The following is a 12,481-nucleotide window of genomic DNA, read 5'->3' as shown; positions in this document are numbered from 1 at the left end:
GACTAGCCGGCTCGCCGCCGCAAGGCCACTATCTCTGCGAAGCAGGCGTCAGATGCGGACGCCTCATGACCAAAGAGGGACAACCAGACGTGATGCCAATCCTTCCCGAGACGATGACCGCCATCGGCTTTGCGGCCCCCGGCGGCCCTGACGTGTTGCGTCCTGAAACACGGCCCGTGCCGAAACCGGCCGCAGGCGAGGTTCTCGTCGAAGTTGCGGCCGCCGGCATCAACCGGCCCGATGTCCTGCAGCGGCTCGGCGGCTACGCTCCCCCGCCCKGCGCCTCGGATATCCCCGGCCTCGAGATCGCGGGCAGGGTCGTGGCGGTCGGCGATGGCGTCGGCCGCTTCGCGTTGGGAGACCGGGTCTGCGGGCTCGTCGCCGGCGGCGGCTATGCCCAATATGCAAGCGTCCACGAGAGCAATGCCCTGCCAGTCCCCGCCGGGCTGTCGCTGATCGAGGCGGCCGCGATTCCCGAGACCTATTTCACCGTCTGGACCAACGTCTTCCAGCGTGGCCGGTTAAAGAGCGGCGAGAGCTTCATGGTCCATGGCGGCAGCTCGGGCATCGGCACCACGGCGATCCAGCTCGCAAAGGCCTTTGGCGCGACGGTMATCGCAACCGCGGGCTCGGATGAGAAATGCGCGGCCTGCCGCGAACTCGGTGCCGATGTCGCGATCAACTACCGGGAGCAGGATTTCGTCAGCGCCGCGAAGGAGGCCACCGGCGGGCACGGCATCGACCTGATCCTGGATATGGTCGGCGGCGACTACATTTCCCGCAATTACGAGGCAGCGGCCGAGAGCGGCCGGATCGTCCAGATCGCCTTTCTGAACGGCCCCAAGGCGGAGGTCGATTTCCGTCGGCTGATGATGAAGCGCCTGACCCATACCGGCTCGACACTGCGCCCGCGCACCATCGCCGAGAAGGCAGCCATCGCCGTCGAGCTGGAGGCCAAGGTCTGGCCCCTGCTGGCCCAGGGCCGCTGCAAACCCATGATCCATGCGACCTTCCCCTTGGCAGAGGCCGCGGCCGGGCATCGCCTGATGGAGAGCAACGCCCATATCGGCAAGATCGTCCTGACGATGTGACCCGCAGCCGCGATATCAGTGCTCGCCTTGCCGGCCGGCGCTGTCATCGATCATAGGGCTGTCTGAGCCACCGGCGCCTTCCGCGCTTTTTCTTGGACAGCCTTCATGGCTTTGCATATAACGCCCGCATCCTGCTCATCGCTGATGATTTGGATGGCCGGCCGAGGAGGCCGGTCGGCGCATGAGAGCTTTTGTCCGCGACCCTGATCCGGCGTAAGCCGCCGGCCTTCGAGATCCAGGAGACGATGCCGTGTCACAACCCCCGCTGATGCCGAAAGCCACTGCGGTCTGGCTCGTGGAAAACACGTCGCTGACCTTCGAGCAGATCGCCGAGTTCTGCAAACTCCACCCGCTCGAAGTTCGCGGCATCGCCGATGGCGAAGTCGCCGCCGGCATCAAGGGCCTCGACCCGATCACCTCTGGTCAGCTCACCCGTGAGGAGCTCGAGCGCGCCGCCAAGAACCCGAACCACCATCTCCGGCTTGCCGAGCGCAAGGTGAAGGTGCCGGAGATCAAGCGCGCCAAGGGGCCGCGCTACACTCCGGTTTCCAAGCGCCAGGACCGCCCGAACGCGATCCTCTGGCTGCTGCGCAACCATCCCGAGCTCAAGGACGCGCAGATCATCCGCCTGATCGGCACGACGAAATCGACCATCGCCCAGATCCGCGACCGCACCCACTGGAACGCGCAGACCCTGACGCCGGTCGACCCGGTCAGCCTCGGGCTCAGCTCGCAGATCGATCTCGACTTCGAGGTCGGTCGTGCGGCCAAGGATCGCCCGGCCGCCCTTGCGGAGGCAGGCTCGACCTTGCTCCCGGCCGAGGAGACCACCGCGCGGGAGCCGGTCCATGCGAGCCAGCCTTTCGCTGATATGAGCAAGCCGAAGCGCGAGGAGGAAGCGGCGATCGACGTCGATTCCGTCTTCGCCAAGCTGAAGCAGCTCAAGCGTCCGGCCGACGAGGACGACGAGATCTGAGGTCGCTGACGACCGAGCGGCCTGCCTGTCGCGGAGAATGGCCTTGGCATCCGATCTTGCCTTCACCTTTCTCGGCACGGGCGCGCCGCCGGTCAGCCTGCGCCGGGCCGGCCCGTCCCATCTCGTCCAGGGGGCCGGACGCAAGATCCTGATCGATTGCGGCTCGGGCGTGAGCCAGCGCCTGGTCGCCGCCGGCCATCGCGGCACCGATATCGACCTGCTCATCGTCACGCATGAGCATTCCGACCATCTGGTCGATTTCTACCAACTTGTGGTCTCATCCTGGCATCAGGGCCGCGCCCGCCCCTGGCGTGTGCTGGCCCCTGCCCCCGCACTTGCCAATATGCGCGCGCAATACGAGGGCTTTGCCCGCGAACGCGCCTTGCGCATTGCCTTCGAGAAGCGGCCCGACGCCACGGGGCTCGATGTGCAGTTCGAGGAGCTGCGCGAAGGCATCGTCTCCGGGCTGGGCGAACTCGCGATCGACGCCTTCCTGGTTGATCACCGGCCTGTCGAGCCCGCTTTCGGACTCGCGATTTCGCTGGCAGGCAGCAGCCTTGTCTTCTCGGGCGACACGCGCCTGACACCGTCGCTCGAACGCGCCGCGCAGAATTGCGATCTGCTGGTCTGCGAGGTCTTCATCGACAGTGAGATGCCTGTCGTCGCCGGTATTCGCTCGGCCGAGACCGTGGCGGCCGTACAGGCCTATCACATGACCCCCGCCGTGGTGGCGAAACTGGCGACGCAGGCCGGCGCAGGCATGCTCGCGCTGACGCATCTGGTACCGCCCGGCGCCGACACCTCCCGGCTTGCCCGCKAGATCAGGACGGCAGGTTATGCCGGCCCGCTGATTGTTGGCGAGGATCTGATGGCGCTCGATGTCGGCGAACGACTGCTGCGCTGGAATGGCGCGACGATCGGGATCTGAGCCGCGTCATCGCGAGCCAGGCAATCCTGTCTCGCCCTCGGACTAGCCAACGCCTCTCGCCTTGAGGACCTCGCCGATCTCGTCGAGCACGACAGGATCGTCGATCGTCGCCGGTACGGCATATTCCTCGCCATCGGCGATCTTCTTCATCGTCGCGCGCAGGATCTTGCCGGAGCGTGTCTTCGGCAGGCGTGCCACGGTCACCGCGAGCTTGAAGGCAGCAACCGGGCCGATCTTGTCGCGCACCAGCGCAACCAGCTCCTTCTCGACCTCGGCCGGGCTTTGCGTCACGCCCGATTTCAGCACGACGAACCCGCAGGGCTGCTCGCCCTTCAGAGCATCCCTGATACCAACCACGGCGCATTCCGCCACCGCCGGATGCGAGGCAAGCACCTCCTCCATGCCACCGGTCGAGAGCCGATGGCCGGCGACGTTGATGATATCGTCGGTGCGGCCCATGATGAAGACGTAGCCGTCCTCGTCGATGAAGCCGGCATCCGAGGTGTTGTAATAGCCCGGGAAGGCCGTGAGATAGGATTGGCGGAACCGCTCGTCGTCCTGCCACAGCGTCGGCAAGGCGCCGGGCGGCAGCGGCAGCTTGACCACGATCGCCCCCATCGTGCCGGCCGATACGGGTTTTCCGGTCTCGTCGAGGCACTGCACGTCATAGCCCGGCAGCGGCACGGTCGGCGATCCATGCTTCACCGGCAGGAGCTCCAGCCCGACCGGGTTGCCGACCATGCAGGAGCCGCTCTCGGTCTGCCACCAATGGTCGATGACCGGAACCTTCAGCACGTCCTCGGCCCATTTCAACGTATCGGGATCGGCCCGTTCTCCGGCGAGGAAGAGCGTGCGGAACTGCGACAGGTCGTAGCGTGCGAGATGGGTTGCCTGCGGATCCTCCTTGCGGATCGCGCGAAACGCCGTCGGTGCGGTGAACATCGCCACCGCCTTGTGTTCGGAAATGACGCGCCAGAACGCGCCGGGATCAGGCGTGCCGACCGGCTTGCCCTCATAGAGCACCGAGGTCGCGCCATGCAGCAGCGGGCCATAAACGATATAGCTATGGCCGACGACCCATCCGACATCGGACGCGGTAAAGAAGACCTCGCCCGGCTTCACGCCGTAGAGGTTCTCCATAGTCCATTTCAGCGCGACCATATGGCCGCCGTTGTCACGGACCACTCCCTTGGGCCGACCCGTCGTGCCCGAGGTGTAGAGCACATAGAGCGGGTCCGTGGCGGCGACCTCGACGCAATCGGCCTTGCGTCCCGCGGCCTTGGCCGAGGCGACCAGCGCCCGCCAGTTCCGGTCGCGCGTGACATGCATGGAGGCGTCCGCCTGGGGACGCTGCAGCACGATGCAGGTTTCCGGCTTGTGGGCGGCGAGCGCGATCGCGCCGTCGAGCAGCGGCTTGTATTCGACGATGCGTGTCGGCTCGATGCCGCATGTCGCGGTCAGGATGACCTTTGGCCTGGCGTCATCGATGCGCGTCGCCAGTTCCTTGGCGGCGAAGCCGCCGAACACCACCGAATGCACCGCCCCGATCCGGGCGCAGGCCAGCATGGCAAAGGCTGCCTCCGGGATCATCGGCATGTAGATGATGACGCGGTCGCCCTTGCCGACGCCCAGATCCTGCAGGACAGCCGCAAGCGTCGCGACCTCGCCGAGCAGATCACGATAGCTGTAGCTCGCCTTGGTTCCGGTGACGGGGCTGTCATAGATCAGCGCCGTCTGCTCGCCCCGCCCGTCACGCACATGCCGGTCGAGCGCATTGAAGCAGGTATTGCAGCTCGCATCCGGGAACCAGCGTCCATAGACACCGGCTTCGGCATCGAAGATCGCCTGCGGCGGCTTGATCCATTCGATCTCGCCTGCCGCCTCGCGCCAGAAGCCGATCGGATCCGCCTGCCAGCGCGCATAGGTTTCGCGATAGTGGCTTGCATGCGTGGCATTCATCGGACGCGTTCCTCTTCGCCTGGTTCTGGCCTAGACCCGGCAAGCGGGTCGGGCGATTTTGCGCGGGATCGTGCTCACTCTCCCCCGCCTGCGCAAGCACGCCGCCGTCAGACTTTAGCTACGCATCCGCGCACGACCGCTCCCGCCCTCGCCCCCCCGGACAGCCATGAGCTTCGACCCAGCCTATCTCGCCGCGATGGTGCCTGCCGTCATCCTGGTCGGGCTCGCCAAGGGTGGCTTCTCGGGCCTGGGGCTGCTCTCGCTGCCGCTGATGGCGCTCGTGCTCCCGCCGGTCCAGGCGGCCGCGATCATGCTGCCCATCCTGATCGTCCAGGACATGGTGAGCGTCTGGGCCTATCGCCGTGAGTTCGACAAACGCAACCTCGCGACGATGCTGCCGGGTGCTCTTCTCGGCGTGCTTGCGGGTTATGTCTTGGCATCGCGGGTTTCCGATGCCGCGGTTGGCCTTTCGGTCGGCATCATCTCGGTTGCCTTCGCAGGCCGTCGGCTCTTCGCCKACCGCAAGGCGCAGTCGCCGGTCACGAAGCCCGCGTTTGGGCCCGGCAGCTTCTGGGGCGCGGTTTGCGGTTTCACCAGCATGATCGCCCATGCCGGCGGCCCTCCCTTTCAGATCTACGTCATGCCGCAGCGGCTCTCGCCGCCGACCTTCGTTGGCACCGGCGCGATCTTCTTCGCGCTGCTCAATCTCATGAAAGTCGGCCCCTATATCGCGCTCGGCCAGTTCACCCGCGAGAACCTCGCCGCGTCGGCGGCACTGTTTCCGGTCGCGATCCTCGCGACCGTTGCCGGTGTCTGGCTGGTGCGCCGCGTGCCGGCGGAACGCTTCTACACCATCATCTACTGGCTGCTGATTGCTGTCGGCAGCAAGCTGATCATCGACGGGTTCCTGGCGTTGCGCCTCCATCCCTGACCCACGAGTCCAGCTGCGTCGATTGCGCCGCATCGGAAAAAGGGATGGATTACGGGAGAGCGCGGGACCGGCTAGATCCGAAGGCGACGCGACGGAAGAAGGCGCCCCGATGAAGACCTCGCCCTATGACATCGACCTCGACCGCAACCCGGCCAACTTCCAGCCGCTGACGCCGCTGACCTTCCTCGAGCGTGCCGCCGCCGTCTTTCCCGACCATGTTGCGATCATCCACGGCCCGTTGCGCCGGACCTATGCCGAATTCTACGCACGCTCGCGCAGGCTTGCATCCGCGCTGGCGAAGCACGGCATCCGCAGGGGCGATACCGTCGCAGCCATGCTGCCGAACACGCCCGCCATGCTCGAATGTCACTACGGCGTGCCAATGACCGGCGGTGTGCTCAACACGTTGAACACGCGGCTCGACGCCGCCATCATCGCGTTCTCGCTCGACCATGGCGAAGCCAAGGTGCTGATCGCGGACCGCGAATTCTCGAGCACAGTCCAGGCGGCACTGGAACTCTGCAAGGTCAAGCCGCTGGTCATCGACTATGACGACCCGGTCTATGACGGCAGCGGCGAGCGGCTTGGCAGCGTCGAATACGAGGACTTTCTCGTGACCGGCGACCAGGATTTCGCCTGGACGTTACCCGGCGACGAATGGGACGCGATCTCGCTGAACTACACATCGGGCACCACCGGCGACCCCAAGGGGGTGGTTTATCATCACCGCGGCGCCAATCTGCTCGCGACCTCGAATATTGTGACCTGCGGCATGGGTCGTCATCCCGTCTATCTCTGGACGCTGCCGATGTTCCACTGCAATGGCTGGTGCTTCCCCTGGTCGATCTCGATCCTCGCCGGCACCCATGTCTGCCTGCGCCAGGTCCGCGCCAAGGCGCTGTACGCGGCGCTGGCGGATCATGGCGTCACCCATCTCTGCGGCGCACCCATCGTGATGTCGACGCTGCTCAACGCCCCGGCGGAGGAACGCCGCCCCTTCTCGCAGAAGGTCTCCTTCCTCACCGCCGCCGCCCCGCCGCCAGAAGCCGTGCTTGCCGCGATGAAGCAGGCTGGGTTCGAGGTGACGCATCTCTACGGCCTGACCGAGACCTATGGTCCCTCAGTCGTGAATGAGTGGCAGCGCGACTGGGACGCCTTGGAAGCTGCGGACCAGGCCGTGCTGAAAGCACGCCAGGGCGTGCGCTACCCCGCTCTGGAAGCCCTCGATGTACTCGACCCGGAAACCATGCAGCCGGTTCCCCGCGATGGTCAGACACTCGGCGAGGTGATGTTCCGCGGCAATGTCGTGATGAAGGGCTACCTCAAGAATCCGAAGGCGACCGAAGCTGCCTTTGCCGGTGGCTGGTTCCATTCCGGCGACCTCGGCGTGCGTTATGCCGACGGCTATATCCAGCTCAAGGACCGCTCCAAGGACATCATCATCTCCGGCGGCGAGAACATCTCCTCGATCGAGGTCGAGGATGCGCTCTACAAGCATMCCTCGGTGCAATCGGCTGCGGTTGTCGCCAGGCCGGACGAGAAATGGGGTGAKACGCCCTGCGCCTTCGTCGAACTCATGCCGGGGAAGAATGCGACCGAGGCGGAGATCATCGCCTTCTGCCGCGGGCTTCTGGCCTCGTTCAAATGCCCCAAGACGGTGGTCTTCACCGAGATCCCCAAGACCTCGACCGGCAAGATCCAGAAATTCAAGCTGCGCGAGATGGCAAGGGCCCTGTAGTGCCAGGCGCGGCTTCCAGTCCTGCATGTCCATTCAACGAGAAAGCCGGCCCCTCCTGGGACCGGCTCGATCAAAACCATCCTATTCGACGGGCGATGGCTGCCCCGTTATCCCGTTCAATGCAGCGTCGGCTGCGGCATCGTCATTCTGACGCGCTCGATCTCTTCCTTCAGCAGCAGCTTCTTCCGCTTCAACTCGGACACACTCAGCGTATCGGAAGAGGGGCGCGCCGCGGCTTGGGCGATGGCTTCCTCAAGCTGACGATGCTTGCGCTCGAGCTCGGCGAGGTGGGTCTGCAGCGACATCTGGATTCTCCTGATGAGCGATTGACGGGGGGAGTCTGACACAGAGCCGGCTTCAAGTCTCTGGGGCAGCAGTGCACTGCACCATGAGTTTCCGTGATCCTGGGTCTCTCCTTCCCGCAGGGCGCGAATGGCACGCGCTATCCCTGCGCGAAGCGACACTGCGCTCTTGCCGGGCCGCCCGCGCCTGAGCATAGTCGACCCGGATCGCGGCAATGATGAGACGGCTTCATGGGATTCGAGCTGAGCCCTGAGGAGATCGAGGCCTTTACGGCCGAGCTGGCTCGTCTGCGCGAAGAGCATCGCGACCTCGACAGCGCCATCGACGCGTTGGAGCGCATGGGCGCGATCAATCAGATCCAGGTGCAGCGCCTGAAGAAGCGGAAGCTCTACCTCAAGGACCGCATCACGCAGATCGAAGACGCGCTGACGCCGGACATCATCGCCTGATGCGGAAAACAGCACACAGAACAATGATTTCGACGAATCGGTGCTTGCCTGCCGGGCTGCCCGCAGTTTAAGTCGCGCGCTTCCTCCCCTCGCATGGGAAGCGAGTGCACATGGCCGATACCAGCCCTCCTGTCGCCATCATCATGGGCAGCCAGTCCGACTGGGCGACGATGCGTCATGCGGCCGAAGTCCTCGACATGCTCGGCGTGGCCCACGAGGCTCGCATCATGTCCGCGCACCGGACCCCGGAACGCATGTTCTCCTTCGCGAAGGAAGCCAAGGCGAAGGGCTTCAAGGTCATCATCGCGGGCGCCGGCGGGGCCGCGCATCTGCCGGGCATGACGGCTTCGCTGACGCCGCTTCCGGTCTTCGGAGTGCCGGTCGAATCCAAGGCCCTTTCCGGCCAGGACAGCCTGCTCTCGATCGTGCAGATGCCGGCGGGCATCCCGGTCGGCACGCTCGCCATCGGCCGGGCCGGGGCGGTCAATGCCGGCCTCCTCGCCGCCGCCGTGCTCGCCTTGGGCGATGAGCCCCTGGCCGAGCGGCTGGAAGCCTATCGCAGCCGCCAAAGCGGGGCGGTCGCCGAATTCCCCAGGGACGACGCATGAGCACGCCCGATCCGCGCGGGCTTGGCCCCGGCGCCATGCTCGGCATCCTCGGCGGTGGGCAGCTTGCCCGCATGATTGCGCTCGCCGCCGCCGATCTCGGCATTCGCGCCCATATTTTCGCGCCCGAGGCTGATAGCCCGGCCTTCGACGTCGCCGCCCGTCATACGATCGGCGCCTATGAAGACGAGGCTGCGTTGGCCGGATTTGCCGATGCGGTCGACCTCGTCACCTATGAGTTCGAGAATGTGCCGCATGCGACAGCGGCCTTCCTCGCCGCGCGCACGCCGCTTCATCCCGGCGCGCGCGCCCTGGCCCTGACGCAGGACCGGCTGAGCGAGAAGAGCTTCGTCGCCGATCTCGGGCTGGCGGTTGCGCCGTTCCGCGCCGTCGATTCGCTGGCCGATCTCGAACGCGCGGTCGCCGAACTCGGCCGCCCCAGCGTCCTGAAGACGCGCCGCTTCGGCTATGACGGCAAGGGGCAGGTGAAGATCGCGGCTGATACCGATCTGGCCGAAGCCTATGAGGCCATCGGGCATTTTCCTGCCATCCTCGAAGGCTTCGTCAGCTTCAGCCGGGAGGTTTCCGTCGTCGCAGCCCGCAACACTGCCGGCGACTTCGCTGCATTCGATCTTTGCGAGAACGAGCATCGCGACCACATCCTCGCCTTCACGCATGTGCCGGCGCAGGTTGCGGCCGGGACCTCCGCCAGCGCCATCGAGGCGGCGCGCAAGATCGGAGAAGCGCTCGGCTATATCGGTGTCTTCGCCGTCGAGATGTTCGTGGTTGGCGAGGGCGCGAGCGAGACCGTCATCATCAACGAGATCGCGCCGCGGGTGCACAATTCCGGACACTGGACCAGCGAAGGCGCCGAGACCTCGCAATTCCACCAGCATGTCCGCGCCGTCTGCGGCCTGCCGCTTGGATCGGCCACCCGTCGCGGCACTGTCGAGATGGAAAACCTTGTCGGCGACGCCGCACTTCGTTGGCGGGAAATCCTGGCAGAGCCGGGCGCGCATCTGCATCTCTACGGCAAGCGGGATGCCCGCCCCGGCCGCAAGATGGGCCATGTCACGCGGCTGAAGCCGGCCCGCACATAACGTGCTTCCTTACGGAGTCGGCACTCATTCCTGCCGGCTTGTCCGGACGAATCCCGCGGCTCGTCTCCGCCCGCGATTTCTCCACGTTCTCCGGCTCTTCCGGCGTGGACAGCCGAATTGAATTCTGTTATCCGCACAACCCTTCCTGCGAGTTGAGAAACTTCGCTGGACCCGAAATCTTGACCAACCCGCTAAAGACGGACAATCACGTGCAGGTTCTCGTTCGCGACAACAATGTCGATCAGGCTCTTCGCGCCCTCAAGAAAAAGATGCAGCGCGAAGGCATTTTCCGGGAGATGAAGCTCCGCGGTCATTACGAGAAGCCTTCCGAGAAGAAGGCGCGCGAGAAGGCGGAAGCCGTCCGCCGCGCCCGCAAGCTGGTCCGCAAGAAGCTGCAGCGCGAGGGCCTTCTGCCCGCGCCGGTGAAACCCAAGCGCCCCTGATCTCCGGCTGAGGGCGGCCGCTTTGGCCGCTTCGCACGGATGCATCATGTCGAAACAGCGCCTGGAGCCTCTCCGGGCGTTGTTGCTTTTTCGGCGGCGTTAACCAAAGCTTGGCAGGATGCAGGCGTTCTCGCGTGAAGGGGCGCTGTCGGCTGGGGAGCGCAATCAGGTCATGACGACCAACGGGGTCGAGCATGGCAGTCGAGGCACAGAACCGGGACCGATGAGGCAGAGCATGTTTCGAGGCAAGAGCTGGCTGGCTGCAGCCGGCATCGCCGTCGCGCTGGCAGGATGCGACACCGTTTCCAATCTGGGCTCACAGAGCGCAATTGCTGAAGTCGATGCGGAATCATCCGCCAATGCGAGCGTGAATATCGGCTCGCTCAGCGAGGTCATCAACCGCAACCCCAACGATCCGCAGGCCTATAACACCCGCGGCGCGGCCTATGCCCGTGCCGGCCGCTACTCCGACGCGATCTCCGATTTCACCAAGGCGGTGCAGATCGACCCGAACCTCGCCTCGGCCTATACCAATCGCGCATTGGCGCTGCGCCAGAGCGGCCGCAATGACGCGGCGATGGCAGACTTCAACCGCGCCACCACAGCCAACCCGAACTATGCCCCGGCCTATATCGGGCGTGCCAACCTGCTGCGCCAGCAGGGCAACAGTCAGCAGGCGCTGTCCGACCTCAACACCGCGATCCGCCTGAATCCAGAATCGGCCGAAGCCTTCCATGCCCGTGGTCTGGTCTATCAGAAGGAAGGCCAGCACCAGCATGCGATCACCGATTTCGACTCGGTCATCGATCGCAATCCCTATAACGCCCCGCCCTATACGGCCCGCGGCCAGAGCCTGATCGCGGTCGGAAAGTTCGAGCAGGCGATCGAGGACTTCACGGCTTCGCTCAATGTCGACAACCGCAACGCCGAAGCCTGGGCCGGTCGCGGACTCGCCAGCGAAAAGCTCGGCAAGAAGACTGAAGCGGCCGAGAACTATCAGCGCGCCCTGAGCCTGGACAGCAACAATGCAACCGCCCGCGCCGGCCAGGCGCGCCTCGGCGGAGGCAGCCTCTTCCGCTGACCATAACGCCAGGCCGCCGCGCTACTCGACGGCGCGGCTTTCTTGGCCGGCAACGGCACCGTTCGTCAGATTGGCCAGGAAGCCCCGGATCTCGGGCAGCGAACCATGCGCCGGCAGGTCCTGGTGGCCGCCGCTGGAAAAGCGGACGAAGCGCTTGGGCATGTTCGCCATGTCGTAGAGTGCCTGCCCCTGCGCGAAGGGAATGACGGCATCGCGGCCACCGTGCAACACCAGCAGTGGCGCGGTGACGCGGCCGATGACGGCGTCCGACCGGAACTGATCCTTCATCAGCCAGCCGATTGGTGCGAAGGGATAGGCGAGTTGCGCCACTGCAGCTGCCGACAGATAGGGCGCCTCGAGTATCACGGCCTTGAGCGGGCGCTCCGCTGCAAGCTTGAGCACAACACCGGTGCCCAGGGATTCGCCATAGCCAACCAGCCGATCGGCGCCAAAGCGTGAGACGGCAGCGTCATAGACCGCACGCGCATCGAGCAGCAGCCCCTCTTCCGACGGCGCGCCGCTCGACCCGCCATAGCCGCGATAATTCACGGCGAAGAGCCCGGTCCCGTCCTCGGTCAGGCCACGGAAGCGCGCCTGGCGGGCGGATCTCGCGAAATTGCCGGCATTGCCGTGGAAGAACAGCAGCACCGGCTTGCCCTCGCGCGGCGGCACCACCCAGGCGATCAGCCGCTCGCCATCGGCAGCAGTTAGCGTCGTCTCCTCGACACCTGGCAGATTGGCCGCAGCGATGTCTGCACGTGTCGGGTCGCGCGGATACAAAAGCTCGCGCTGCTCGACATAGAGCAGCGCCAGAAAGGTCAGATAGAGGACAAGCCCAGCGAGCGCGAGAAGGCGAATGAGCTTCATGCCGATCATG

The 12,481-nt window shown here is 65.4% G+C and carries 13 protein-coding genes; 10 read left to right on the top strand and 3 right to left on the bottom strand.

All coding sequences use genetic code 11. The features are described from left to right. Positions 1-89: 89 nt before the first annotated feature. From AC1DIO_RS20230 to AC1DIO_RS20220, 3 genes are all read left to right on the top strand, one after another. Complete coding sequence (locus AC1DIO_RS20230) at positions 90-1,091, top strand: NAD(P)H-quinone oxidoreductase (protein WP_476853993.1); 1,002 nt, start codon at positions 90-92, stop codon at positions 1,089-1,091. A 250-nt stretch (positions 1,092-1,341) separates the two neighbouring features. After that, positions 1,342-2,067, top strand: coding sequence for a DUF1013 domain-containing protein (locus tag AC1DIO_RS20225; protein WP_441488192.1), 726 nt, complete (start codon positions 1,342-1,344; stop codon positions 2,065-2,067). Positions 2,068-2,110: 43 nt separating this feature from the next. Continuing rightward, on the top strand, positions 2,111-2,995 hold the full coding sequence (locus AC1DIO_RS20220; RefSeq protein ID WP_476853992.1) for an MBL fold metallo-hydrolase: 885 nt from the start codon (positions 2,111-2,113) through the stop codon (positions 2,993-2,995). 42 nt (positions 2,996-3,037) lie between these two features. Here the strand turns inward: AC1DIO_RS20220 and AC1DIO_RS20215 are convergent, their stop codons facing one another. Continuing rightward, the gene (locus AC1DIO_RS20215; RefSeq protein WP_441506986.1) at positions 3,038-4,954 is read right to left on the bottom strand and encodes a propionyl-CoA synthetase; all 1,917 of its coding nucleotides are present in this window, start codon (positions 4,952-4,954) and stop codon (positions 3,038-3,040) included. Between the two features lie 166 nt (positions 4,955-5,120). On the opposite strand from AC1DIO_RS20215, the gene AC1DIO_RS20210 reads away from it, so the two are divergent. Both AC1DIO_RS20210 and AC1DIO_RS20205 read left to right on the top strand, forming a co-directional pair. After that, positions 5,121-5,885, top strand: coding sequence for a sulfite exporter TauE/SafE family protein (locus AC1DIO_RS20210; protein ID WP_476853991.1), 765 nt, complete (start codon positions 5,121-5,123; stop codon positions 5,883-5,885). Between the two features lie 109 nt (positions 5,886-5,994). Continuing rightward, positions 5,995-7,623 carry an acyl-CoA synthetase gene (locus tag AC1DIO_RS20205; RefSeq protein WP_476853990.1) on the top strand — a complete coding sequence of 543 codons (1,629 nt, stop codon included), beginning with the start codon at positions 5,995-5,997 and terminating at the stop codon, positions 7,621-7,623. Positions 7,624-7,739: 116 nt separating this feature from the next. On the opposite strand, the gene AC1DIO_RS20200 is transcribed toward AC1DIO_RS20205, so the two are convergent. Continuing rightward, positions 7,740-7,928: a DUF465 domain-containing protein gene (locus AC1DIO_RS20200; RefSeq protein WP_043238472.1), complete on the bottom strand. Its 189-nt coding sequence runs from the start codon at positions 7,926-7,928 to the stop codon at positions 7,740-7,742. Between the two features lie 228 nt (positions 7,929-8,156). Between AC1DIO_RS20200 and AC1DIO_RS20195 the strand changes: the two genes are divergently transcribed. The 5 genes from AC1DIO_RS20195 to AC1DIO_RS20175 all read left to right on the top strand — a co-directional run bounded on the left by AC1DIO_RS20195 (position 8,157) and on the right by AC1DIO_RS20175 (position 11,604). Next, positions 8,157-8,375 (top strand): YdcH family protein, encoded by a 219-nt coding sequence (locus AC1DIO_RS20195; protein WP_043238474.1) that lies wholly within the window; start codon positions 8,157-8,159, stop codon positions 8,373-8,375. Positions 8,376-8,485: 110 nt separating this feature from the next. Beyond that, on the top strand, positions 8,486-8,983 hold the full coding sequence (purE, locus tag AC1DIO_RS20190; protein ID WP_441506984.1) for a 5-(carboxyamino)imidazole ribonucleotide mutase: 498 nt from the start codon (positions 8,486-8,488) through the stop codon (positions 8,981-8,983). Beyond that, positions 8,980-10,080 carry a 5-(carboxyamino)imidazole ribonucleotide synthase gene (locus tag AC1DIO_RS20185; protein ID WP_441488186.1) on the top strand — a complete coding sequence of 367 codons (1,101 nt, stop codon included), beginning with the start codon at positions 8,980-8,982 and terminating at the stop codon, positions 10,078-10,080. Before purE ends, AC1DIO_RS20185 begins: the two co-directional genes overlap by 4 nt. A gap of 209 nt (positions 10,081-10,289) precedes the next feature. Next, positions 10,290-10,523, top strand: a complete 234-nt coding sequence (gene rpsU, locus AC1DIO_RS20180) for a 30S ribosomal protein S21 (RefSeq protein WP_038359685.1) — start codon at positions 10,290-10,292, stop codon at positions 10,521-10,523. A 235-nt stretch (positions 10,524-10,758) separates the two neighbouring features. Further along, the gene (locus AC1DIO_RS20175) at positions 10,759-11,604 is read left to right on the top strand and encodes a tetratricopeptide repeat protein (protein WP_244523454.1); all 846 of its coding nucleotides are present in this window, start codon (positions 10,759-10,761) and stop codon (positions 11,602-11,604) included. A 21-nt stretch (positions 11,605-11,625) separates the two neighbouring features. Here AC1DIO_RS20175 and AC1DIO_RS20170 read toward each other — a convergent pair whose 3' ends face one another. After that, entirely contained in the window at positions 11,626-12,471 is an 846-nt protein-coding gene (locus AC1DIO_RS20170) for an alpha/beta hydrolase (RefSeq protein WP_441506983.1), read from the bottom strand. Positions 12,472-12,481 lie beyond the last annotated feature (10 nt).

It is taken from the genome of Allobosea sp. 05T439 (assembly GCF_056396005.1).
The sequence above is the reverse complement of the archived record's forward strand: the minus strand, read 5'-3'. Positions and strand labels throughout refer to the sequence as shown.